This is a genomic window from Endozoicomonas sp. 8E (assembly GCF_032883915.1).
In the GTDB taxonomy this organism is placed as follows: Bacteria; Pseudomonadota; Gammaproteobacteria; order Pseudomonadales; family Endozoicomonadaceae; genus Endozoicomonas_A.
Genome location: NZ_CP120717.1, coordinates 2488905 through 2514670, shown reverse-complemented (window position 1 = coordinate 2514670; position 25766 = coordinate 2488905). Strand labels below are relative to the sequence as shown.

At 47.9% G+C, this 25766-nt stretch carries 18 protein-coding genes; 10 read left to right on the top strand and 8 right to left on the bottom strand.

Annotated elements, in window-relative coordinates; translation table 11 throughout:
- The first annotated feature begins 17 nt into the window (after positions 1 to 17).
- The 4 genes from napA (at position 18) to P6910_RS08405 (ending at position 5923) form a co-directional block, all read left to right on the top strand.
- Positions 18 to 2522: a nitrate reductase catalytic subunit NapA gene (gene napA / locus P6910_RS08420; RefSeq protein ID WP_317145826.1), complete on the top strand. Its 2505-nt coding sequence runs from the start codon at positions 18 to 20 to the stop codon at positions 2520 to 2522.
- Between the two features lie 52 nt (positions 2523 to 2574).
- Complete coding sequence (locus P6910_RS08415; RefSeq protein WP_317145825.1) at positions 2575 to 3027, top strand: nitrate reductase cytochrome c-type subunit; 453 nt, start codon at positions 2575 to 2577, stop codon at positions 3025 to 3027.
- 15 nt (positions 3028 to 3042) lie between these two features.
- Positions 3043 to 3636: a NapC/NirT family cytochrome c gene (locus P6910_RS08410; protein WP_317145824.1), complete on the top strand. Its 594-nt coding sequence runs from the start codon at positions 3043 to 3045 to the stop codon at positions 3634 to 3636.
- Positions 3637 to 3913: 277 nt separating this feature from the next.
- Complete coding sequence (locus P6910_RS08405) at positions 3914 to 5923, top strand: hypothetical protein (RefSeq protein ID WP_317145823.1); 2010 nt, start codon at positions 3914 to 3916, stop codon at positions 5921 to 5923.
- An 87-nt stretch (positions 5924 to 6010) separates the two neighbouring features.
- On the opposite strand, the gene P6910_RS08400 is transcribed toward P6910_RS08405, so the two are convergent.
- The 4 genes from P6910_RS08400 to P6910_RS08385 form a co-directional block, all read right to left on the bottom strand.
- Positions 6011 to 6448 carry a rhodanese-like domain-containing protein gene (locus P6910_RS08400; protein WP_317145822.1) on the bottom strand — a complete coding sequence of 146 codons (438 nt, stop codon included), beginning with the start codon at positions 6446 to 6448 and terminating at the stop codon, positions 6011 to 6013.
- A gap of 346 nt (positions 6449 to 6794) precedes the next feature.
- Positions 6795 to 7541, bottom strand: coding sequence for an RNA polymerase sigma factor FliA (locus P6910_RS08395; RefSeq protein ID WP_317145821.1), 747 nt, complete (start codon positions 7539 to 7541; stop codon positions 6795 to 6797).
- 2 nt (positions 7542 to 7543) lie between these two features.
- Positions 7544 to 8353: a MinD/ParA family protein gene (locus P6910_RS08390; protein WP_317145820.1), complete on the bottom strand. Its 810-nt coding sequence runs from the start codon at positions 8351 to 8353 to the stop codon at positions 7544 to 7546.
- An 892-nt stretch (positions 8354 to 9245) separates the two neighbouring features.
- Entirely contained in the window at positions 9246 to 10703 is a 1458-nt protein-coding gene (locus P6910_RS08385) for a sigma-54 dependent transcriptional regulator (RefSeq protein ID WP_317145819.1), read from the bottom strand.
- Positions 10704 to 11069: 366 nt separating this feature from the next.
- Between P6910_RS08385 and P6910_RS08380 the strand changes: the two genes are divergently transcribed.
- Entirely contained in the window at positions 11070 to 12959 is a 1890-nt protein-coding gene (locus P6910_RS08380) for an RNA-binding domain-containing protein (RefSeq protein WP_317145818.1), read from the top strand.
- 161 nt (positions 12960 to 13120) lie between these two features.
- Here the strand turns inward: P6910_RS08380 and P6910_RS08375 are convergent, their stop codons facing one another.
- On the bottom strand, positions 13121 to 14323 hold the full coding sequence (locus P6910_RS08375) for an OprO/OprP family phosphate-selective porin (RefSeq protein ID WP_317145817.1): 1203 nt from the start codon (positions 14321 to 14323) through the stop codon (positions 13121 to 13123).
- A 484-nt stretch (positions 14324 to 14807) separates the two neighbouring features.
- Here P6910_RS08375 and P6910_RS08370 point away from each other — a divergent pair, with 484 nt between their 5' ends.
- On the top strand, positions 14808 to 15917 hold the full coding sequence (locus P6910_RS08370) for a hypothetical protein (RefSeq protein ID WP_317145816.1): 1110 nt from the start codon (positions 14808 to 14810) through the stop codon (positions 15915 to 15917).
- Between the two features lie 38 nt (positions 15918 to 15955).
- Here the strand turns inward: P6910_RS08370 and P6910_RS08365 are convergent, their stop codons facing one another.
- Both P6910_RS08365 and hrpA read right to left on the bottom strand, forming a co-directional pair.
- Positions 15956 to 16279 carry a hypothetical protein gene (locus P6910_RS08365; protein ID WP_317145815.1) on the bottom strand — a complete coding sequence of 108 codons (324 nt, stop codon included), beginning with the start codon at positions 16277 to 16279 and terminating at the stop codon, positions 15956 to 15958.
- A 60-nt stretch (positions 16280 to 16339) separates the two neighbouring features.
- A complete protein-coding gene (gene hrpA, locus P6910_RS08360) occupies positions 16340 to 20359 on the bottom strand; it encodes an ATP-dependent RNA helicase HrpA (protein ID WP_317145814.1) in 4020 nt (1339 codons plus the stop codon).
- 342 nt (positions 20360 to 20701) lie between these two features.
- On the opposite strand from hrpA, the gene P6910_RS08355 reads away from it, so the two are divergent.
- Entirely contained in the window at positions 20702 to 21673 is a 972-nt protein-coding gene (locus tag P6910_RS08355) for an alpha/beta hydrolase (protein WP_317145813.1), read from the top strand.
- Positions 21674 to 21767: 94 nt separating this feature from the next.
- Positions 21768 to 22250, top strand: coding sequence for a MaoC family dehydratase (locus P6910_RS08350; protein ID WP_317145812.1), 483 nt, complete (start codon positions 21768 to 21770; stop codon positions 22248 to 22250).
- A gap of 36 nt (positions 22251 to 22286) precedes the next feature.
- Here the strand turns inward: P6910_RS08350 and P6910_RS08345 are convergent, their stop codons facing one another.
- Complete coding sequence (locus P6910_RS08345; protein ID WP_317145811.1) at positions 22287 to 22538, bottom strand: YkgJ family cysteine cluster protein; 252 nt, start codon at positions 22536 to 22538, stop codon at positions 22287 to 22289.
- A gap of 202 nt (positions 22539 to 22740) precedes the next feature.
- Between P6910_RS08345 and P6910_RS08340 the strand changes: the two genes are divergently transcribed.
- Complete coding sequence (locus P6910_RS08340) at positions 22741 to 23871, top strand: M14-type cytosolic carboxypeptidase (RefSeq protein ID WP_317145810.1); 1131 nt, start codon at positions 22741 to 22743, stop codon at positions 23869 to 23871.
- An 88-nt stretch (positions 23872 to 23959) separates the two neighbouring features.
- Entirely contained in the window at positions 23960 to 25729 is a 1770-nt protein-coding gene (locus P6910_RS08335; protein ID WP_317145809.1) for a hypothetical protein, read from the top strand.
- Positions 25730 to 25766 lie beyond the last annotated feature (37 nt).

Sequence of the window (25766 nt, the reverse complement as noted above, 5' to 3'; positions counted from 1 at the left end):
GACCCAGGAAAAGAACCATGAAACAAAGCCGCCGTGACTTTATCAAGAGCAGTGCCATAGCCGCCACTGCCGCAGCAGCGGGCGTCAGTATGAACGCTGTTGCAACCAACCTGATTACCAGCAGCAAGGAGACAGCGATCAGGTGGGACAAAGCGCCTTGCCGATTCTGTGGTACTGGCTGCTCTGTACTGGTAGGCACACAGCACGGCCGTGTGGTCGCGACTCAGGCTGACCCGGAAGCGCCTGTCAACAGAGGTTTAAACTGCATCAAAGGTTACTTCCTGGCCAAAATCATGTACGGCAGCGATCGTCTTGAAACACCGCTGTTGAGAATGAAAGACGGCAAGTTCAACAAGAACGGCGATTTCACCCCGATCTCCTGGGATCAGGCTTTCGACATCATGGCGGAAAAATGGAAAGCTGCCATCGCCAAAACCCGTAACTCCGATGATATGCCTCCCGTGGGTATGTTCGGCTCTGGTCAATGGACTGTCTGGGAAGGTTACGCTGCCTCCAAGTTGATGAAAGCCGGCTTCCGCTCGAATCACATTGACCCCAATGCACGGCACTGCATGGCTTCTGCAGTTGTGGGTTTTATGCGTACTTTTGGTATTGACGAGCCCATGGGTTGTTATGACGACTTTGAACATGCCGATGCTTTTGTACTCTGGGGCTCCAACATGGCCGAGATGCACCCGGTACTCTGGTCAAGACTGGCTGACCGTCGTCTGTCTAACCCCCACGTAAAAGTCGCGGTGATGTCTACCTTTAAACACCGCTCCTTTGAATTGGCCGATCAACCTATCATCTTCACTCCTCAGTCTGACCTGGCTATTGGTAACTATATCGCCAACTACATCATCCAGAATGGCAAGGTCAACCAGGACTTCGTCAGGAAGCATACTGTTTTCCGCAAAGGTGTAACGGATATTGGCTATGGCCTGCGCCCGGATCACGAGCTGGAAAAGAAAGCCAAAAACCCGGGAAATGGTGGCGCAACACCTCTCGACTTTGATGGCTTTGCAGAGTTTGTCAGCGAATACACGGCTGAAAAAGTCTCAAAACTGTCTGGCGTTAGCGAAGCACAACTGGAAGAGCTGGCGAAACTCTATGCTGATCCCGACACCAGAGTGATGTCCCTCTGGACCATGGGTGTAAACCAGCATACCCGTGGTGTCTGGATGAACAACATTATCTACAACCTGCACCTGCTGACCGGAAAGATTTCCCAGCCGGGTAACAGTCCATTCTCCCTGACCGGTCAGCCATCTGCCTGTGGTACCGCCAGAGAAGTCGGTACTTTTGCTCACCGTCTGCCCGCTGACATGGTTGTAGCTAACAAAGCCCATAGAGACTATGCCGAAAAAATCTGGAAACTGCCTGAAGGAACCCTTCCTGCCAAACCGGGTTTCCACGCCGTATTGCAAAACCGGATGCTCAAAGACGGCAAACTCAATGCTTACTGGGTCATGTGTAACAACAACGCCCAGACAGCCCCGAACCTGAACCATGAAACACTGCCCGGTTACAGAAATCCTGACAATTTCATCGTGGTTTCTGACCCTTACCCAACCCTGACCGGACAGATTGCCGATCTGATTCTTCCAACCGCCATGTGGGTGGAGAAAGAAGGTGCTTACGGAAACGCAGAACGTCGTACCCAGTTCTGGTATCAGCAGGTAAAAGCTCCTGCCGAAGCCAAATCCGACCTGTGGCAGCTGATGGAATTCTCCAGGCGTTTCAAGGTTGAGGAAGTCTGGTCAGATGCTCTGCTGTTGAATCACCCTGAATATCGTGGCAAGACCCTGTTTGATGTTCTGTATGCCAACGGACAGGTTGACCGGTTCAAACTGGATGAGATTCCTGAAGACCGATTGAACGACGATGCTCGTGCTTTGGGTTTTTATGTCCAGAAGGGTCTGTTTGAAGAATACGCCACTTTCGGTCGTGGCAAAGCACACGATCTGGCGGACTTTGAGCGTTATCACCAGGAGCGCGGCTTGCGCTGGCCTGTGGTGGATGGTCAGGAAACCCGCTGGCGCTTCAGGGAAGGCTCTGACCCTTATGCCAAAGCGGGCAGTGACTTCGACTTCTATGGCAAGCCCGATGGCAAAGCCTGGATTTTTGCCCTGCCCTACGAACCGCCCCATGACGCTCCGGACCAAGAGTTCGACCTTTGGTTGTCCACCGGTCGTGTTCTTGAGCATTGGCACTCTGGCTCAATGACCCGTCGGGTTCCCGAACTCTACCGTGCTTACCCTGATGCCCAGCTGTTTATGCATCCTGACGATGCTGCAGAAAGGGGACTGCGTCGAGGTGATGAGATCAAAGTGACTTCCCGTTATGGCGAAGTGCGAACCCGGGTTGAAACCAAGGGTCGTAACCGTCCGCCGAAGGGACTGACCTTTATGCCGTTCTTTGATGCCAGCCAGCTGACCAACAAGCTGGTCCTGGACGCTACCGATCCACTCTCAAAAGAGACCGACTTCAAGAAAACCGCTGTAAGGGTTTCCAAAGTCTGAGAACGGGAAGCAGAAAGTGTCACTGCATTGCTTAAAAACGGGATACAAACCCATGAACAAATTAATAAGTGCCTTATTGGCATTGACCATCAGCCTGCCCACCCTGGCAGAAAGGGTCAACAGCAACGAAATGGGTGGACTGGAGTCACTCAGAAAACAGGAAGTCAGTGTCGAGCCAGAGGCTGAATACATGAAGCAGGACTATCAAGGCCCTGCCATGGGACGTGATTTTGTGGATATGCCCCCCCTGATTCCTCACTCTGTTGATCGCTATCAGGTCGACAAGAATGCCAATAGCTGCCTGCGCTGCCACAGCATGAAAAATGCGGATAAATGGGGCGCTACCAGGATCGCCGTTTCCCATTATAAAAACCGTGAGGGTGAGCAGCTCGCCGATGTGGCTCCCAACCGCTATTTCTGCCTGACCTGTCATGTTCCGCAGAAAGATGCCAGGCCTTTGAAGAAAAACACCTTCGAACCTGTTGAATCTCTGAAAAAACAGTGATTTAAGGAAGAAACGATGAAAAACAAGGTACTAATCCTTTTTAAAGCCTTCTGGCAGTTTCTGCGCCGACCCAGTGCCAAACTCTCTGCCGGCCTCTTACTGGTGATTGGCTTTATTGGTGCCCTGGTCCTGCATGGCACTTATAATGCGACGATGGAATACACCAGCACCCTGGAATTCTGTTCCAGCTGCCATACCAATGATGTGGTACCGGAATACCAGCAGAGTGTTCACTTCAGCAATGCCTCCGGAGTTCAGGCTGACTGCGCCAGCTGCCACCTGCCCAAAGAATTTTTACCGAAAATGATCCGCAAGGTGCAGGCCAGCAGAGAAGTCTTTGCTCACTTAACGGGCAAGGTAGACACCCCGGAGAAGTTTGAAGCTCATCGAAAGACAATGGCTGAACGGGAATGGGCACGCATGAAAGCCAACGATTCTCAGGAGTGTCGAAACTGCCATACCCAGCAATCTATGGAACTGTCTGAACAATCACTTTTAGCGGTCAAAAACCATACCGCTGCCGAGAAAAACGGTGAAACCTGCATTCAGTGTCACAAGGGTATTGCCCATAAGCTGCCTGACATGACCGGTGTGCCAGGTTGGGAGTAGCTCCGCCACTGGTACTGTCCTCACACAGGCTCCGGAGTTCCGGCAGGGAAATACTGGAGTCTGTCCTCATGAAAACGAAAAACAGGTAATCGTTTGATTATCGTTGCAGATTAGGCAGATAGATAGCCTCTGTTTTTCATGAACTGACGTTCAGGATCACTCATTAAAAAAAGAATCAAACAAAGGAACTTTACTGGAATAAGCCAGTCTATATCTTCATCAGTCAAAACTTTCTTGTTTGGCCAGACCCGACATAGACACATTAAGGAGAATTACGATGTCACTCCCTGTTTCCAGTCACAGCACCTTAATCCATGGACGATCTGGCTCTGTACCAGAACAATCCACAAAACTGGGTAAGAAAAAACAATGGGCTCGACGGGAAGTAAGAAAAAACACCCTTCCCCAAGAAACCAGAAAGAAACAAACGACTGCAATCCGTGGTAAAAATTTTTCTGATATGTCGATAACAGAGCGCTTCGTTTTTGTTCTTGGTCTTTTTTCAGGCGTTCAGTCTGTGTATGCACAAAGCAATGGAAAAAGTAACATTTGCAGCGTGGCTTCCCCGGCAAAAGCTGAACTCAGCACTTGCCCAAAAGCTGGCTTTCCAGAGTGGGTCACAAAATTAGAGAAAACAGGCCGAAAAGATGATGCGCAGACAGAGTGCCAGGCAGATGAGTGCTCAGCCCCCAAAGAAATAATTCTCAAAAAAAGATCAACGCCTAAAAGAGAAAGTAAGTCTCAATTCTGTCACAAACCAAGTCTGATGGAGCAGATCGGTCCAGAGAATAGAATGACCGGAGTTTATAAAAAATCAGATGAGACTGGCATAGTGCTTGGTATTCAGAACCCTGAATCGGTTCCTGTAATGAAAAAATATAAAGACCTTGTTCGTTTGGAGTCCAAGACATTACAGTTAAAAAAGATTCTGCAACAGACTAACATCTACATCCATATAAACAACAATGATTTCGGAATGCTTGTTTTTGATGAGAAACAACTCACTGTTCTAAAGAAGTATGAGTTCTTTCCTCTAAACCGCTGTATGAGAAATCTGTTTGATGAACTCGATAGCTATGATACGGCATTAAAAGAAATCTTCATGTATCAGAAGGAATCGGGAGATTACAAAGCCTATGCTGAAGAACTGGACCACTTAATAAAAGGACGCAATGCTGTATTTGTGAGCTTATTACAATCATTAAAAAGTAAATTTGATGATTTAGAAAGACAGACATCAACTGCACTAAAAGTTAATAGTGATCACAAAAAAGAAGATATTCTGCAGCACAGAAAATACATTAATTCCCAGATTAGAAAATCTCAAGCCATTCTTAGCCCTGTAGAAATAAAAAAAATGTTCCAACAATGCATAAAGGATCGTCAAGCATGCCTCAACGAGCACAAGCGGACTGAAGCCAGGGAGCTTGCTGAAAGAGTCAGAGCCAGGAGAGAAGCAAACAACAACAGCTTTACTATGAAGTTTTTTAATTTAGTGTCTGTAGCTTCCTATACATTTTACCTTCTGTGCATGTTAGGTTCTACACTTGCATTGATGCCTTTACCGAAAAAAATAACCCGTTACTTCACCTACAGAAAGAAAATAGACACTAGTCGCCTGTTAGAAAAAATAATCAGAACCGAGAAAAAGAAGATGCCAGTAGACATCAAAAAATCTATGGATGAATGCGACAGAGCAGAAGACGCGGCGATTTCAAGCCATACAAGCACTAAGCTGACGTTTATTTACCCCGACAACTGGGAACATGCGTCTTTATCATTCTATCATGACTTAACGCGAATCAAAAAAAACAAGCGTCTCAAAAAAAGTCAAAGTATTGGAGCAATAGCTAAAAAAATTAAGGATATCGTTGTGCCAAAAGACGAGTTTCCTGCGAGGCCCTGGAAAGAGGATATACCGTTAAACCACCAATGCATCAGGCCAATTTACAAAAGAGGCTTTATCCCGTCTAGTAAAGAAACGGGTTCAAAAAACATTGTTGCTTATGCCTATTTTGACCCTTCATCAGATGCAATCAAAAGCACAATCTCCGATAACGCCATTAAAAAAATGCAAAGCATTCATGAAACAGGCCGTTATGCGCCGCATGAAACTGGCGCTACAGGCTACAAATGCTTTAGATATAATGGCATGCCACTATGGGAGTTTAAAGTGGCTGGAAATGAACGGGTTTACGGCTTAATGATTCAAGCAAATGAAGAAGGGAGACAAGCGGGTGTCGCTCCCCTGGTTATATTCGACACAATATTGAATAAAAAATTATAGACATCAACCGGCTCTCACATTCCATGGGTTTCTGTAAGTTATAAAAAAAGCGTCACATGACGCCTTTTTTTTATAACTTAAAATAACTTATTCCATCAGCATGGCCGAGAACGTCTGCAAATCACTCATATCATCTATCTTATGCTTTTCTGGCTTCCAACTGATGACTTCTTCCGTTTCCAGCTCTGAATAAAGCGTTACCGGGTAATCAAGTGCCAACCAGGAAAAGTAGCCATCCCTGAAAAAGAACACTCTCTTGTAACCCCAGAGCGCGGCAAGGTAGCTCGCTATCGCCCCCCTCATGTGATATGTGCTGTTTCCGTAGATGACAATAGGTGTCTTTTTATCCAAAGTGCCAGGCTTGAACAGCTGTCTGAAGCCCGCCCTTAAATCCAGACTTTGAGACCGGTCAATATGCCCCCACTCCCACTGTTGATAAGGTCTCACATCTATAAATAATGCCCCCAACTCATGAAGGCGCTTGGCCTGATGAGTGTTAATGGTAACAACGTTCTTGATATTCACTGGCGCTTCCTGTGCAGACAGGAAGCAGGAGGTAAGGGCCAGAAAGCACCCTGCAAGATAAGAATTCCATTTCATATTAATACAGGTCCGTTATAAGACTACTTAATAAAAACTACTTAATAAAAAAGTATATGGAGTAAGGACCTGCGTACTTGGAATAATAGGAAGCTAAAAGCTTGCTGCTCACTGCCAGAGAGCATATAGAGTGAAAAAATACCGTTTACTCTACAAATCATTCATTCCAGCCACAGGGCTTGGAGAAGCACTGACCTTGGATAGAAACAAATAATGCTTGCTTTAGAGCTTGGGGACCCTACCCACGAGTCCCCCCGGGTACACTGGTGGTTTAACCTAACCAGTGATGGAGCTTGGCTCTTAATCTGACGGCTGCCTGGGAGTGAATCTGGCTGACCCTGGACTCGCTGACGCCCAGAACCTTACCAATTTCCTTGAGATTCATCTCCTCATCGTAATAAAGCATCAGGACCAGCTTTTCCCGCTCGGGCAACTTCTCTAAAGCTTCTACCAGGGCATACTTGAACTTCTCTTCCTGAATATCGGCCGATGGGCCTCTATCTCCAGAGCGAGCCTGCATTCTGGACTCTTCGCTGTCGAACAGCTCTTCAAAACTGAACAGTCGACAACCGCGAAGGTCACTGAGAATGGTGTAGAACTCATCCAGATTGACTTCCAGCTCCTGGGCCACTTCAAAGTCTCTGGCATCTCTGCCAAGGCGGGCTTCAACCTTCTGAATCGCCTCAGTCACTTTACGACTGTTTCTGTAAACCGATCTTGGCCCCCAGTCACCTTTTCGGATTTCATCCAGCATGGCTCCACGGATACGAATGCCCGCAAATGTTTCGAAACTTGCGCCTTTACTGGCATCGTACTTTGAAGCTGCTTCCAGCAGACCGATCATGCCTGATTGAACCAGGTCATCGATCTGAACGCTGGCTGGCATCCTGGCGGCCAGGTGGTTCGCAATTCTTTTTACCAGAGCCTTATGAGTTTCAACCATTTCGGTCTGAATAAGTTTCTGACTCTTTTCCTGATTGGCTTGAGTTACCTGCACTCCCTGTGCTGTAGCATCCATGCTTATACCCTCTCCATTATTCTTGTTGGTAAGAAGAATTCGATACGACCTCTTGGCGGCGTTACTGGTATCGCCATCATCTGATGTGCAATACGCAAAATGGCTTTCGAAGCCCGGCAATCCGGATTTACCTGCAGAAGTACCTGCTGACGGTTGAGTGATTCTGCGACGGCCTTGTCGAATGGAATCGCCCCCAGATAACGGAGAATAATTTCTACTTCATCATTCAGATAGGATTGCAACCTTTCGAACTGGTTCGATCCATACCGACGGTTATTAACGGCGTTCACAATCACTCCAAAACGACGAACACCGTATATTCGGTAAAGCACACGGATCATTCTCACAGCATCCAGCAGTGACACAACTTCCTGATTAATGACGATGAGAATTTCTCCCGCAGCCTGAATAAGAGCTACATTGTCCGGAGCTAATCCAGGTGCGGTATCGATGACAAGGGTATCAAGAGTGGGAGCCAATGCCTCAAGGCTTTCTATCATTCGGACAGCATGACCGGTTTCTACGGTCTCCCTCCAGATAGGTTCTCCTCTTGGCGACAACACCTTCAGACCCGAGGGCCCATCCTGAATAAAAGTGGAAAAAGAGTCGTTGGCATCGAAGTGGGACATATCCAGCTTCTTCTCGAGACCAAGACTTATTCCAACATCGGGGACAGCCAGGTTTCCATCCATTAAAACCACACGTCTACCGTTGTTTGTAAGCGCCAGTGCGAGATTAACTGCAACTAATGTTTTACCTACTCCACCCTTACACCCCGCAACTGCAATAATCTGTTTTGTTGATGAGTTCATGGCTTTCAGCTTCTTTTCAGTGATTACTGCATAAGATCTGGAATCAAAAACGTTTTTTCTTTTTTACTGCCTGTACTTTATTAATAACAAGAGCCGTGCCAATTTTTTAAAACGCCTGTTTTTCAGTCACGGTCATATAGCTGACGCGACATCATTTTGACCCGCCCCAGACGAAAGATTATAACCCATTGTTTTTATTGATATTTATTCTTACCAGTCGAATTTCCGTCATGTTACTTTTTTGACAGAGTCAAAATCACTCTCAAAAAAATACATCAAACGTCGTTTTATTGAAAAATAAAAAGAAAGTTATTTGACAGTGTCATTTTATAGTGACGAATTACTGTCGCATAAAATTTTCCAGCAAGATAAAAAGTGTTACTTAATTGACAAAATAAATTTCAAAACTGAGATATTTAAAAAACGACAAAATAAAATTAGTTTCCATGGTTTGATAAAAACACTTCATACAAAGATAAAAAACGTCAAAAATTTTAATTTCCTACTTTTTTGATAGCTGATAAAAGCGACTCACTTTTTTAGATAAAAAGAAAGACAGCGACCAAGTAATAGTTTTCAGACTTTTAAAAATACAAAAACGGCCTCGTCTACTTTTTCTCAAAAGCAGACGAGGCCGTCATAAAATCGAACCTGGCAATACCAATCGTGCTTTCTAAATCCCGTGATGAGCATAGAGATTTGAGCCTTAAGAAAAAGCGGCATGAGGAGTCATAGCCTTAGCTATGGCGATGATCGCCAACGCAGGATTAAGGCTCAAATCTTCAGCGCAATAAGGAGTTAGAAAGTTCGATTGGTATAACAACAGGAAAAGTTAAGGCAAAAAAAATGGCTATCAGCTCACGCTGACAGCCATTTTTTTGAACAGACCTGATTAGCGCATGGTCTCTTCATAACGATGAAGGCCATACTTTCTCATTTTCTCAACCAGTGTTGTCCGGCGAATCTGAAGCTTGTCAGCCGCTCTGGCGACAACGCTGTTGCAGTCACTCAGGGCTTGCTGGATCAGGCTTTTTTCCAGCCGTGTCAAAAATTCCTTCAGATTCAGGCCGCCCACGGGAAGAATCGCCAAATCATCGACTTTTCCGGGTCCAGCAGGTTGAATACTATCCGGGAACAGCTCGGCAACACCGTCATCATCAGTAATAGCTTCCATATGACGGAAATTCTGTGGCAGATCCTGAACACCTACGACACCGTAGGGATACATGATCGCCAGTCTCTCCAGCAAATTGGACATTTCCCTGACGTTACCTGGCCAGTCATGACGGCATAGCGACATAATGGCAGCGGAACTCAGACGAATAGAACCACGACTCTGTTTTTCCATTGCACTGACCAGCTCGTTAAGTATCAGCGGAATATCTTCCGGACGATCCCTGAGCGCGGGCATTTCAATGGGGAATACATTCAGCCGGTAGTACAGGTCTTCCCTGAACTCGCCGGACTCGATCATTTCAGCAAGGTTTTTATGAGTAGCCGCTATAATTCTGACATCCACAGGAATCTGCTCGGACCCCCCCACTCTTTCAATAGTGCGCTCCTGCAAAACCCTGAGCAATTTAACCTGCATGTGCAGCGGCATATCACCAATTTCATCAAGAAACAGTGTGCCACCCTGTGCCAGTTCAAACCGCCCTTTTCTTGAGCTGACCGCACCGGTAAAAGAACCTTTCTCATGGCCAAACAGCTCACTTTCCAGCAATTCATTAGGAATAGCGCCACAGTTTACCGGCACAAAAGGCATATCCCGACGATGGGAGTGGTCGTGCAGATTTCTGGCCACCAGCTCTTTGCCTGTTCCTGACTCTCCGGTCACCATAACATTGACGTCACGGTCAGCCACCTGTGCCATGGAAGCACGAACTTTGCGGACTTTGTCACTTTTACCCACCAGCCCGCGGAACAGCTCTACTTGCTGATTCATACCTGTCTGGTGAAGTTGGCGCCATTGTTCACGATACACCTGACCGTAATGCAGGCAAGAGAGTAACTGCGAACGATTGCAGGGCCAGTCGATACGGGCAATGACCTGTCTACGGAGTGAGGATTGGAGGTTTTCCGGAAGGGGCTCGGCTATGCGAATGACGGGGACACCGCCACTCCAGTTCTGTATGCGAGCGATCATGCCCTGCATTGAGCTTTCTGCCTGGAGAAAATCGCCAAGAAAAAGCGCACAGAATCCTTCTTTGCTGGACTCGCTGATAGCATCTTCCCAGTAGGCGGAACTGACCGCTCTGGTACGATACCCCATAAATTCGATAACGGTACTTAGATCATGTCGGCGCTGTTGAGAGTCTTCTATGATCAATACCTGATCTGCTGCATCCATTGTAACGACTTTCCTTGTCATCAACGCAATGTAATAAACAGCCCTGAAATAATATGAATCGCAATAAGCAAACTCTTATTAATTCATTTAAGGTCTAAAATTCTATTTCGTCAAATTTCTCGGCCACTTTAATTCATTTTTTGATTTTTTTATAAAAAATGACGTGAAATAGCCCTGTTCATCGATCGTTTGCTGGAATAAACGGAGCATTCTCTCCGTAAAACCGATAGCCTGATTCTCTTCTGATCGAGTTGGTATTGATGAGCTTTCAGAAGAAAATAATGAAATCATGGTTTACCTGTTACAAGAAGCTGCATAAGCGGTAACATAACCACTGTCGGGTATGGGCAGCCATCAGGAATTTGAATGCTGATTATCGAAACGCTTGAAGATATTGCCGCCATGCGGGAAAGTGTGGACGTGGAGTGCAAACTGGCACAGGGGCGGGATGGCAAAGGTGCTATCCCGAAAGATATGTGGGAAACCTACAGTGCTTTTGCCAATACCCAGGGCGGCGATATTTTTCTGGGCCTTAAAGAAAAATCGGGTCACCGATTTGTTCTGGAAGGTATTGCCGACACCCCGAAAGTTCTAAAAGAGTTTTGGGATACCGTGAACAATCCACAAAAAGTCAGCACTTGTATTATTCAAGATCGTTGGGTCAAGGTTTTGGAGATTGAGGGGAAGTTTCTCATCCACATTCATGTTCCACCCGCCAATCGTAAGCAAAAGCCAGTCTACATCAAGGGTAACCCCATGATCGGCACCTATCGTCGCTTTAACAGTGGCGATATGCAGGTGAGTGAAGAGATGGTTCGCCGGATGATGGCTGAGCAGGTTGAGGAGAGCCGGGATGCCGAAATCCTTAAAGGCTACGGCATTGATGACCTCAATATTGAAACCTTTAATGCTTACCGGAATATGTACAGTGCTCGCCAGCCCGACCATCCATGGAACAAAGTAGATGTTCAGGACTTTCTCTATCAGATAGGGGCCTGGAGCAGAGATCGGGAAACTGGCAACAGTGGCCTGACCCGTGCAGGTCTGCTGATGTTCGGACAGTATCGTCCTATCAAAGAAGCCTTTCCCGACTATATGGTGGACTATCAGGAAAGACCGGAAGCGAAAACGGAAACACGCTGGGTTGACAGGCTGGTGCCCGACGGCAGCTGGTCTGGAAATTTATTCGATTTCTACCAGAAGGTGATTCGAAAGCTAACGGCCGACTTAAAGGTTCCTTTTGTTCTGGAAGGTGATCAGCGTCAGGATGACACTCCTGTCCACAAGGCCTTGCGGGAAGCTCTGGTTAATACCCTGATTCACGCCGATTATACCGGCCGGGTTTCTGTCCTGGTGGTCAAGCGCCGGGATATGTTCGGATTCCGAAACCCGGGTGACATGAGGGTAGCCATTGAAGATGCCATTGCTGGCAGCATCAGTGACTGCCGGAATCGTTCACTGCAAGACATGTTCCGCTATGTCGGTCTGGGAGAAAATGCTGGCTCAGGCTTACCCAAGATATTTGATATCTGGGACAGCCAACACTGGCGCAAGCCGCTCCTGAAGCAAAAAACAGACCCCAACGAGCAAACACTGCTTGAACTGCATACCTTGAGTCTGATTCCCGATCATATACTGCAACACCTTCGGGAAACCCTGAGGGAAGCAGCTTTTGATAAATTAGGCAAGCAAGAGCAGCTTGTCCTGATTACTGCCCATATTGAAAAGACAGTGGATCATGCCAGAATGATGTCGATTCTGGATATTCACCCTCGAGACCTCTCAGCCCTGCTTGCCTCTCTTGTTGACAAAAAGCTTCTATATCAAGATGGTAGCGGTCGTGGAACAATTTATTTCACCGCCCAGGCTATGGCGGAAGATACGATGTTAGAACGGATTTTCGAAGGTATGGAGATGGAAAGACCCTGGTCTGAAGGCGAAAGGTCCGGACCTTGCCCCGAAAGGTCCGGACCTTTCGAGAACCAGCTTTCGACTCTGGCAGAACCCGTCGCTACAAAAAAGCGAGCCCCCAGCGAAGAGGTGCGCCAAGCCATCCTTAACTTGTGTGCACTGCGAACATTACAACTGGAAGAACTGGAAAAACTGCTAAATCGAAGTGGCGAATCTCTGCGCAAAAAATACCTGCAACCATTGATCAAAGAGCACAAACTCAGGCTGATGTACCCCACCAGGCTCAACCACCCTCAACAGGCGTATATTACCGTTGGGTCAGTGATCGATAAGGAGTACAAATGATCCGGAACAGCTCTGTCCGGGCTGGTTCCGGAGCCTCAATTATGACTCTGTATGCGGAGAAGACATCGCCCCCGGAGAACCGGCTGCTGAACGTTTTGGTTTAGCCAAAAAGGCCCCGCAAAAGCAGGGCCAGACTCACACACTAAGGAACTGAAAGGGGATCAGAACACGTATTGCAGGCGGGATACAATAGCGCTTCCCTTATCATTCTCTATGTTTTCATTGGTTTTGCCTTGAACATAGTTCAGGCTGGCGCGGATATTCTTGGTCGCAAAGTAGTTCACGCCCAGAGTAGTGGTTTTCAGTTCAAGATCATCACTCACATTATCCTGGTCGATAGTCGCCTGAGTGTAACGTGCGAACACTTCCCACTGACCACCGGTTGGCTTACCAAAAGCACCTTCTTTATAAGTACGCTTGCCACCGTCCAGCATGTAAGAAATCTGCCCGTAGTAGCCCGAGACTTTTGCGTCGCTGTTAGCGTCTTTAGACTTCAAGTCTCTAACTGCGTACTCACCCTGAAGCTGGAGTGATTGGAACTGACCCGCTAATTCCAGAACATATTCAGAATCTTTATCAACGTTTGTGACGGTTACAGTCCGATCTTCACCTTTTTTAACGCCTAAGGAGGACTCTAACTCAACATCAGAACCACCATCCGGATTCTTGTTGTAATAGTTCAGACCCAGATGAAGCAGCATGTCATCATTCATGATGGGAGCATAGGTAGCACGCACGATATAGCTGGCAGTCCGTTCTACTTCCGGCTTATCTTCTTCAGCCTGGCCATCATGGTGAATACCAAACACTGCGGTATAGTTATCACCACCGGTCGCTACCTGAATGCCGTAGTCATTACCTTCATCGCCCTGCAGTAAGTCGTAGATCATTGGCCGCTCGATCGCCATGATCCAGGAAGAGCTCACGGTATTTTCCAGTCCGTAATCACGACCCCAGCGACCCAGAGTCACTTCTACCGGTTTGAAGCCAACATAAGTGATCTTGGCATCATCCAGTTCGATTGAGTCGTCGCTGTTGGTTTTCAGCTTGAGCTTGTATTTCCAGTCAGTGTAAGCCTTACCACTAAAACCAATCTCGGCACGGCGAATATAGCCTTTGCGGGCTTCAGCGTCATTACCAGTGGCTGCGACATAAAGATCATCAAGGCTTGCATAGTCCCACTGCAGCTTGCCACTTACCTTAAAGGAAAAAGCGCCGTCATCTGTTTTCAGCTGAAGACCACCGTTCTTGGTGCTGACGATAATATCTTCACCTTCCGTCTTAACAACACCAGCATGGGCAGCAGACAGGGTCAGACCTGCAGCAACAGCGGCTACTGCCAGAGAAACAGGTTTAAGTTTCATTAAAAAACTCCATTTTTACTGTGTTTTAGTATTTATTAATTTGCTCTAAAGAGCGGTCTGTCGGCATTTTTTATCATTTGCAACCTTGACAGGCCTTACCACCTCCCCAGACTTCGGAGCATGGCTGCAAGACGCTCATGGCTGTTTTTTTTTATTAACTGCGGGTGAGTATATTGGGCTGGAAATATTTCTTGGAGGTGACGAGAAAAAGAAGGTTTTGTGACACTTTTTACTCATTGCTCAGAATTTTAAAATACGGATCATACTTTGGCATGAATTCTTGCAGGGCAGTTATTTCAGGATCACCTGGATAATGATTGTCAGCTCAAGCCAATCCAAATACAGCCACCAAACAAAAATGGAGCGCAATAGATGACTTTGATCGTATAAGCTTCTTTCGTCAGTATTCATTTATTTACCATGGCGCACAAGCTGATGTAATGCTATACAGTCCGGTGTATTCAAAAAAGGCCAGGTTCCGGTTATGACCCGTCTGTCTTTGCCCGTGCCATGGAGAAAATGCATTTTAGTGACCTTATTCGGGCTCGCCATACTCCCCCACCTGGTTGAAGCTCAAACAGCGACTTTCAGGCCTTCAATAATTTGGAGTGTTGATGAATTTTCAAAAAACGTGAATAAAACCTTATCCATGAGGCTTGGATCAATTCAGTTTTTTGTTTGTGATAATATTAACACTTATGCAACGCCCAGGTGGAGCGCTAAAAATCGTGATAATATGTATGTCAACCTGTGGCAAGTCGATAAAGCTGAGTATGAACAATGTAAAGTGAATATAACTAAGTCTACAAGCAGACTTTTGATCAAATGCAATGACCCTGCTGGGCTAAAAGCGTACACAGCGGAATTTAAAGAACTCGTTTCCTACAAAGAGATGCCAGCCTATGAAGAGGATCATTTCTACTATTTTATATCCACAGCAGATGGTACCAAATCTTCACTCGATAACCTTGAAGGTGGTTATTGCCGATCTCATAATATGCGCCTTGCAGTATATATCTGTGACCCCTACAGCCCCGAATGCAGTTATAAAAAACCTGAAACAACGGCTTATGCTGAACCAACAACTTATTTTAAGACAAGCAATTATACTGAAACAGCGAATTACACTGAGACAGGGAATTCTTCTGAAGTAACAACTTATCCAACAACCGTTCCAACGACGCATGGCCATTCAATTAAACAACCTTTTGAACTCGTTTGGAATGTTCGCTATAACGAGAGTCAGAATCTGTATATTCACAGTACATCAGGGTTTCCAATCGTTGCGCTGTGCGAAACTAACAGTGTCATTTACCGGCTGGGTGATGAAGGTGAATACATCAAGAGCTGGCCATGTCAGAATGGGGACCAACATTTAGTTATTTTAAAACCAAAATACAATAAAGGTGAGGTTTATATCTTTGAAGCCCTCCCGGAACGAGAAAGCGTGCAGGTATTGAAATCGACCCTGACCGTGACTATAGCAATTGAGGGTGACCTTGAGTATCTTGTAAGTGAGGCCATACCCTCTACTGGCAAGCCAGCATTAGCTTTTCTGATTTCATTGTATCTTTTAACTGCAAGCGCATGGTAAAGGCTGTGCACTTGCAAAATATTGACCTGCAGAAAGTATTAATAGTCCTGTTCTACGACGCTTTCATCATGATCAGAATCATCACTGTATTGGTCATCATCGTATTGGTCGTCATCGTACTTTTCTTCATCAAACCTTTCTTCATCGAACCTTTCTTCATCGGCCTCATCCTCGCCTTCTGATTCAAAGTACGGGTCCGAATACTGAGTCGTTTCATTGTGATACAGGTCTTCTGCGTCATAGACATGCTGCCCGGAGTCAGTATCATTCTGTTCTTCAAAAAGATCCATCTCATTTGCAACGGTAAATCCGAGACCCAGGGAAGTCAGGACGAGAATAGACCCCTTTAAAAGCTTTTTCATGGCTGTGGCCTCCCTGCCAAACCGTGTTTAACGACTTTCTCTGAAGGTTAACGACTTTTTTCAGACTTCCTGAACCTCCAGCCAGAGTTTCCTGAGGCGTTTGTCGGATACCGGGAAACGGGTCCCCAGTTTCTGGGCAAATAACGAGACGCGGTATTCCTCAAGCATCCAGCGGTAAAGCATCAGGTTTTCATCCACAATTTTATGTTTCTCATGAATAGCTTTACGCTTTTCCCAGGCTTTAAACTGGGTAGCCAGCTCCTCTGACCAGGCCCGGTCTTTATTAAGCTGGCCAGGCAGCTTCTCAAGTCTTACCTCAATGCCTTCCAGAAACCTTGGATAGTGCCTGAACCACTCAATGCCTGCATCACAGAGAAAACCGGGATAGATCAGCTGACCCAGATGCTGTTTGATATCGGAAAGTGAAAATGCCCGGTCAAAGGATATTTTGCCCTTCAGCTGCTTGCTGATGTTGTGAACCTTCTGGAAAACTTCAAACAACAGGCCATCAACCTCTTCAGCAAAAGGCATCAGGTGGCCTTTTCGATCTTCAATCAGAGCATTGAAAGCCGCTTCATCCCTTGGCCCGTTATTCCCGGATAGCAGGGCAGGATCACGAACAAACACCTGCGAAATCAGAAACGCCTGAAGATCTTCCTCCAGTGCTTTGGCCTGCATGATGCCCGTGGTCAGCAGTTTCACCTGTTTCAGATGGTTCATTTTCGACAGGGCAAACTTCAGCTGACTGGACAGCTTGAACTGAAACAAACGAGTCACCCCCATACGGTGAGTGGCTTCAGCCATAGCTTTGTCTTCATACAGTTTAACGGCCACAGAGCTGTTCTGATCCACCAGAGCCGGAAAGGTTTTAAGGACCAGACCACCCACTTTGCGGGTTATCTCTTCCGGCAGTTCACCGCATGTCCATTCTTTCAGACCTTCCTGCTGCAAAGAACTGTCCGTGAGTCTGCGCATACTGTCCTCAGACTCCCGACCAAACTTTTCTTTGAGCTTGATCAGATCACGGCCCTGCCCGAGCACTTTCCCGTTCTCATCCATCAGCCGGAAGTTCATCTGCAAATGATCGGGCATATTATCAGTGTCCCAGTGCTCATCCAGAATACGCATACCGGACATACGATGCAGGTGATGCCCCAGTATATCGGTCAGAGGTTCATCGCAGATAGACATAGACTCCATAGCGCTCCGAACATAATCCGGTACCGGGACAAAGTTTTTGCGCACCGACTTGGGCAAGGCTCGTACCAGGGCCACACACTTGTCGTAAAGCATGCCGGGCACCAGCCATTCCAACCGGTGTTTAGGCAATAGTCTCAGGGCCTGCACCGGTAATGTCAGAGTTACCCCGTCGTCCATAGCACCTGGCTCAAAATGATACGAAAGCGGTAATTCCAGCCCTTCCCAGCGAAAAAGATCGGGGTATTTGTTCTCGGTCACCTCGTCGGCATCATGCCTCATCAAATACTCTTTGGTGAGGTACAACAGCTGAGCATCCTGTTTCTCAGCCTCCTTACGCCACTTTTCAAAACCCGCTCCGTTGTGGAGATTGGCTGGCAGCTTCTCATCGTAAAATTGATAAAGAGTTTCCGGGTCAACCAGAATATCTCTGCGTCGAGACTTGGCTTCCAGTTCATCCACTTCCTGAATTAACGACAGGTTGTGGGATTGAAACTTGCCCTGTGAATGATAATGACCCTCTACCAGAGCTTCCCGAATAAAAATCTCACGGGATACCACGGGGTCAATGGCGCCGTAACCGACCCGACGACGACCCACAATAATCAGGCCGTATAAAGTCACCTGCTCAAAAGCCACCACCTGGGCTCTTTTCTTCTCCCAGTGGGGCTCAAAATAATTTCTTTTGATCAGATGACCCGCCAGCGGCTCAATCCACTGGGGCTCCACTTTGGCATTAGTGCGGGCGAACAGTCTGGAGGTCTCCACCAGCTCCGCCGTCATCAGCCACTTGGGCTTGCGCTTATAAAGCGTTGAAGACGGGAAGACATAAAAACGACGGTTACGTGCTCCCATATAATCCGCGTCGTCATCTTTGCTGCCCAGATGAGACAGCAAACCCGCCAGCAGGGATTTATGAATATCCGCGTAACTGGCCTCGTCTTCATTGGTTTTCAAGCCAACTTCTTTGCAGGCCAGCGCTAATTGTCGATGCAGGTCCCGCCACTCTCGCATTCTCATAAACGACAGGAACTGCTGATTGCAATATTTACGCAACTGATTCTGGGACAGCCTCTGACGCTGTTCTTCATAGGTATTCCAGAGCTGAACCAGGCTCATAAAGTCGGAGTCGTCGTGATAATGTTCACGGTGTCGCTGATCGGCAGCCTGCTTTTTCTCTGCCGGTCGCTCTCTTGGGTCCTGAATCGCCAGGGCACTGGTGATGACGAGTAATTCGCCAAGAGCACGGTTTTTATCCGCTTCCACCAGCATTCGAGCCATTCGGGGATCTACCGGCAATCTGGAGATCTGCTGGCCGATTCGAGTCATACGACGTTTGTCACTGACGGCACCCAGCTCCTGCAACAGCTTAAAGCCGTCGTTGATCGCCCTGGCATCCGGTGCATCAACGAAAGGAAAGGCCGCAATATCACCCAGACCCAACCGCAGCATCTGTAAAATAACCGCCGCCAGATTGGTTCTGACAATTTCGGCATCGGTAAATTCAGGACGCCCCAGAAAGTCCTCTTCGGAATAAAGTCGGTAGCACACACCTTCTGCTACACGACCACATCGCCCTTTTCGCTGATTGGCCGAAGCCTGGGATATCGGCTCAATAGGCAGCCTTTGAACTTTTGAACGGACACTGTAACGGCTGATTCTTGCCGTACCCGGGTCTATAACGTAGCGAATGCCCGGTACGGTCAGGGAGGTTTCCGCTACGTTGGTAGACAGGATCACTCTTCGACCGCCACCATGAGGCTGAAAGATGCGGTTCTGTTCAGCTGCAGAAAGGCGAGCATAAAGGGGAAGAATCTCGGTATGAGCCAGCCGGGCATCCTTGAGGAATTTATTGGTTTCCCGGATTTCCCGTTCACCGCTGAGAAAGACCAGCACACCCCCGAGACGTCCGCCTTTGCCGGAACGTTCCAGATGCTCAATCTCCCGCAGACAGGATAATATACCCTGCTGAACTCTCAGGTCGGCATCCCGACCTTCCAGCTCCAGGTCTTCCATGGGGCGATAATTGACCTCCACGGGATAGGTTCGGCCAGAAACCTCGATAACAGGCGCATTATCGAAATGTCTGGAAAAGCGTTCAACATCGATGGTGGCCGAAGTAATAATCAGCTTCAGATCAGGTCGTTTGGGTAACAGAATTTTCAGATAACCCAGCAGGAAATCAATGTTCAGACTGCGCTCATGGGCTTCATCAATAATGAGGGTATCGTAGCGGTTCAGAAAACGATCATTCTGAATCTCTGCCAGCAGAATACCGTCGGTCATCAGTTTAATCAGGGTGTTCTCATTGCCATGATCGGTGAATCGAACCTGATAACCTACCTGCTCTCCCACAGGCACTTTCAGCTCCTGCGCTATCCGGCTGGCGACTGATCGCGCGGCCAGCCTTCTCGGCTGGGTGTGACCTATCTGGCCAACAATACCCCGGCCAGCCTCCAGACAGATTTTCGGAATCTGGGTGGTTTTACCGGAACCTGTTTCGCCGGCAATAACAACAACCTGATGTTTTTCAATCGCCTCACGGATCTCATCACGACGGCCTACGACGGGCAGCGCCTCATCGTATTCAATGTCAGGCACAGCCTGCAGCCTTTCCTGAACTCTGGAAGTAGATCGATTGATTCTTTCCTGCAGCTTATCTACGGCTGCCTGGTCGCCGGTTTTCAGTCTCTGAATCTGCCTGCGAACAGGAAAACGGTCCCTGACCATGCACTGGTCCAGAGCGTCGTACAGTGCTTTCTTGTTTAGCTGGCCGCCCTTTGCAGGGCCGCGTTCTGGGGAATGTTCGCTGGGCGATAACCTTTCTTGACGCTGGGTGGGCTCAGGGCTCTGGATAAGCTCAGGGCTGTTTCGGCCGGACACTCATATCTCCCGGAAAATGCATTTTAATCAAAACGCCCGATTATACCCGGTCCGGGCTCTGATATCCGATTTTCTTTCGTACCCTTGCAGGGAATAAAGCGGCTTCTGAGAGTCGGCCATCAGCGACGGGGTGTCGGAGATTATCATTTTTTCTGTTTTACCGGCAGAGAGCTGCTAGAAAAAATCGTTAAACCATTTACTAATTGTTTCATTTTTGCCATAAAGTGTCCTCTGACTTTATAAGTCTTGAGCCACCCTGTCTCGCCTGTCTTATAAAGTGACTTAACCTGTACCCATGACTAAAGAGCAAAAATTCAACAATAACGAGAGCAGCTCCACGGCATGAAAATCTACACACTGAAAAGCGACGACCATAACATTCCTCTCTATTGCTGGAATAACCTTCCGGAATCTGTGGTCCGCAAAGGCATTGTTCACATCAGCCATGGCATGGCGGAATATGGACAGCGTTACCACTCCTTTGCCACAGAACTGAATCAGGCGGGCTACCTTGTCTTCGCCCATGATCATAGAGGACATGGCGCCTGTATCGAGCAAGATGGTGCAGGTTATTTCGCCGGGCAGCGGGGCTGGCATAAAGTAGTGGATGATCTGGCAACCGTTGTTGAGTTTATCCAGAAAAAGTTTCCCAGCGCCCCACTGGTTCTCATGGGTCACAGTATGGGGAGCTATATTTTGCAGGGCTACCTGATCCATCATACTCCCAGGCTGGCTGGAGCTATTCTGTCTGGCTCAAATTATGCCCCCAGACTGTTACTGGAAGTCGGCCTGCTGGTCACCAAACTGGAATGCCTGAGACAGGGTAAGAAAGGCATAAGCCCCCTGATCAAACAATTAACCTTCTCCAGTTATAACCGCCGGTTCAAGCCAAACCGTACCGAGTTTGACTGGCTCAGCAGAGACCCTCAAGCGGTGGATGATTATATCTCCGATGAGCTCTGTGGTTTCTCCTGCAGCAATCAACTGTGGCACGACCTTTTCAAGGGTTTGCTTCATATCGGGGCCAACCAGCACCTTAAACAAATCGAATCGAAGCTGCCTTTTCTGGTCATGGGCGGTGAAAAAGATCCGGTCAGCGTTCCTCTGGGGCAACAGAAACTTACCAAAGCATTACGGAAAGCCGGTGTAAGAAATGTCACACTGAGCCTGTATCCTGATGGCCGTCACGAAATGTTGAACGAAACGAATTCTCAGCAAGTGATAAAACGCTTGTTACAATGGATCAATCAAACAGTCATGAGTCAGGAATATTACCCGGTGAATAACTCCGCCCCGGAGCTCACAGAGTCCTGATCGTAAAAAGCTTCTCAGGGTATTAATGGATTTGTTAGCCGGTAGTGTTTACTACCGCCCTCTCCTGTTCTGTTGCCTTTAAGAGCCAATGATAATGCGTAAACTGGAAAACACCCCGTTTAATGAGCTGAAAATCGGGGATAAAGATACCCTGACCCGGACACTGACCGAGCAGGATCTTCTGCTGTTCGCCAAGGTTTCCGGCGATACCAACCCTGTGCATCTGGACAAGGATTATGCCGCCACTACTCAGTTTGAGGGTCGTATTGCTCACGGAATGTGGACGTCATCCCTCATCTCCTGTGCCCTCGCCACCCGACTGCCCGGTCCCGGCGGCATTTACCTGTCACAGGAAGTAAAATTCATGCGTCCTGTCAAAATCGGCGACACGGTAACTGTTCAATTGGAAGTGGTAGAGATTAATGAGCGTCGCAAACGCGCCACTATCTCTACGAATGTAGTAAACCAGAACGGCAAAACGGTGGTCAAAGGCAAAGCGGAAGTCATGCCCGCTGTCGACAAAGTGATGGTGGATGAATACCCATTACCCGATGTGGAGCTGATTGGCAGAACCTGATTATTCGGGAGCCGGGCAACAGTATCCGGCTTTTCTTTAACGGGTCAGTGTCTCCAGCACGATCAAATTACTTAAAGCGACAGAATTTTCCTGTCCGCATACAGCGCGGTCAGCCTTGAAACCGGAACAGACTTCCGGACGACCAGACTGACCAAAAATTTTGCAGAGATTATTGTCATCAAGCTGAACACAGCGCACCCCGGCAGGCTTGCCCTCTGGCATACCCGGTATAGCAGAAGAAATCGAAGGTGCTATACAACAGGCACCACAACCCAGACGACATTCCACTTACCTACCCCCTGCAATTGGAAGAACAATCAAAAACCCGAAGCAATAATCGAAACTGAAAGGCGGCAGCATTCTATTACTTCGATGGCCCCATAGAAACAGGGATATGCCGCAGGATACAAACACCTACCCCAGCATATATATTTTTTATCCCTGATAAGTTAGCTTAACGACGAATCATTAAAAGAAGTAAACAGAGTTCATGACATCACTCCATATCACCAGCCAGTTCGATGGCGGTAACATCAAGGTTATCAACAAGGATAACCCCGGGCCTATTCAGCTGGAAATCAACAAAGACGTCGAGTCCGGGTTTTACCAGTGGTTTTACTACCGGGTCGGTGGCGCTAAGGGTCAGCCCCTGACCATGCACCTGAACAATGCCTCCGGATCATCCTACCCAGAAGGCTGGATCGATTACCGGGCCGTTGCCTCCTACGACAGAGAGCACTGGTTTCGTGTAGATACCGATTACGACGGTAAAAAACTGATCATTCAGCATACTCCCGAGTGCAATACAGTCTATTACGCTTATTTCGCTCCTTACTCCATGGAACGCCATCATGACCTGATTGCCTGGGCTCAACAATCCGCCATAGTCCAGACCGAGACCCTGGGAGACACCCTGGATGGACAACCCATGGATCTGCTAAAAATTGGTGCTGGCGAAGGCAAGCGCAAGTGCTGGGTCATTGCCCGTCAGCACCCCGGTGAAACCATGGCGGAATGGTGGATGGAAGGCTTCCTGCAGCGACTGCTGGACCCTGCCTGCCCGGTAGCCCGTGAACTGCTGAAAAAAGCCGTTTTCTACGTCGTGCCTAATATGAATCCAGACGGCAGTCGTCGTGGTCACCTGCGCAGCAATGCCTGTGGTGCCAACCTGAACCGGGAATGGGCTGCACCCACTCTGGAAAGAAGCCCCGAAGTGCTGCTGGTCAGGAACAAAATGGATGAAACCGGTGTCGACCTGGCTCTGGATGTTCATGGTGACGAAGCCCTGCCCTACAACTTTATTGCAGCGGCTGAAGGCATTCCTTCCTGGAGCGATCGACTCAACAGGTTAACCGAAAACTATCTGCAAGCTCTGGTTCAGGCCAGCCCTGACTTTCAGACAGAGTTCGGTTATCCAAAAGATGAGCCCGGTAAGGCCAACATGACGGTTTGCACTGCAGCCCTGGCTGAACGCTTCGACTGTCTGTCTATGACTCTGGAAATGCCTTTCAAGGACACCGTGGACTCACCGGATGACTACCAGGGCTGGAGCCCTGAAAGAAGTCAGGCACTGGGAGCCGCCAATCTTAATGCCATGCACGCGGTGATTGATCAGCTCTAGGTTTTATGGCGTTACTGGCAACTGCCCCGAAGCCAGCTACTTTGAATGAGCACCTCAGCAATTAAACCTTTGTACAGAAGTGTGCTCTATGAATTTCAAAAACTGTAACTTCATAAAACCAGACTCAGTGACGCGACGGCCGTTGTTTTTTCTCACCCTGACGATTCTGCCATTGTCGATGAATGCAACACCGGCCAGGTCTCAGTCTGCTGATTGTTCTCTCGTTGTTAAACCTGGTGGAGCATCGGCAGGATATGGTCGATGTCCTCTCGATAAACGCTGTAATCCTTCAGATGATGAAAAGGATTGTATACCAGAGTTCGGACCCAGACTGAAAAATGGCCATTTCGGTCCTGCAATTCGTCAATGGGGTAGTTCCAGAATCGGAGGCCTGAACAAGCCTGTAGCGGTGGCAGAGAACCCCAATGCAAGAGGCCAGTTCTTTGTTCTGAACAGCGGCGATGACAGCTTAAGTATTTTTTACTGTCCCGGTGTAAAGTCCGCTTCTTCATACAAACCGGAACACCGTCGTGACCTGGCTTCCTGTCATTTCATGCACCGACCCACTGATATCGCCTTTGGTGGCTCACCCACCCTGGGTGATGTCCCCGAATTTGAAGGGCAGGAGGTTCATAATATAAGCCAGACCGGAACCTTTGCCACCACGGGTGGTAGCTGTAACGATTATACGGCATCCGCCTTTATGGGATACGATTTCACTCAGCGAATCTGCTCGGACTTTATGGGACCGACTCTTTGGGAAAACAACCTTAAAACCTTTGCTATTAAAAACAATAATTTTTTTCCGGATAATCTCAGCAGAAAACCTTTTGGCTCCCATATCGACATGCTTCATCAGGAACCCTTCGCAATGGGGATCACCTGGGAAGGCAGGCAAGCGGGTTACTGGTCGTGGGACGCAGGCCCTGACTCTAAATATGGAAGCATTGTGTACAGCAATATTACTCGCTCCCATGGCTATGGTGGACATGAACATACCCATGCCTTTCTGTATCGGTACGCCAATACAACCATGAGCTTAAAGCCCGGAAGCAATATTGTCCCCGGACATATGGCCAGGTACGACAAGTATTTGTTTGTAGCCAATCCAGCAAAAGGTGTAATTAACGTTCTTGATACTCAAAGCGGAACCGAAGAGGGGGATGTAAAGCCCAAAAATGAATGGCGTGACAAATATGCCGCATATACCAGAATAGAAGGTGCCAGCTTCAGCGAACTCAGTGTCACCGGACTTGAACTAATAAGCCCCAGCGGTCTGGTTATTTCTAACAAGAGGCTGTTTGTCAGCGATTCTGAGACCGGAAAGATCCACGCCATAAGTCTCGACACAGCAGGAAACCATACCTATATAGGCTGCATTCAAACACCCGCAGGCCAGATTGCAGGTCTTGAGGTCGATCAAAAGACCGGACGCATCTGGTTTGTTGACGCTGCCTGGCACACACTGAGTGTTGTTGAGCCCCTATGTCCGAGTCGCGATGACTGTGTATCTGATTCACCCTGGGGTCAGCAATGTGCTCCCGACACCGATGAAAACGGCAAGACTGTCTGGCAGGCGCATCTGGAAGAATCAAACAATTATGATAATTTTCAAGGGTGTGCCAGGTATTACTTTCTTGCCTGTCCGGGAGGCGATTCACACAAAAACAGCAAGCTTCCCGTTTGCAAGGCACAGGGCGGCACATGGCGGGATGCAAAAGTCAGCTGGATTGACGGCCAGAGTACCTGCAAATGCATAACCCCTGAATTAAGACTGTCCTCCGAATCCAGTCGGGTCGCTGCTTCCGCCTGGCTACCACTGGGCGCTTTGCCATTACTGGCCCTGTATTACCGCTAAAGGGAGTCATGCTGCACTGGAAGGCATGGCCCTGACC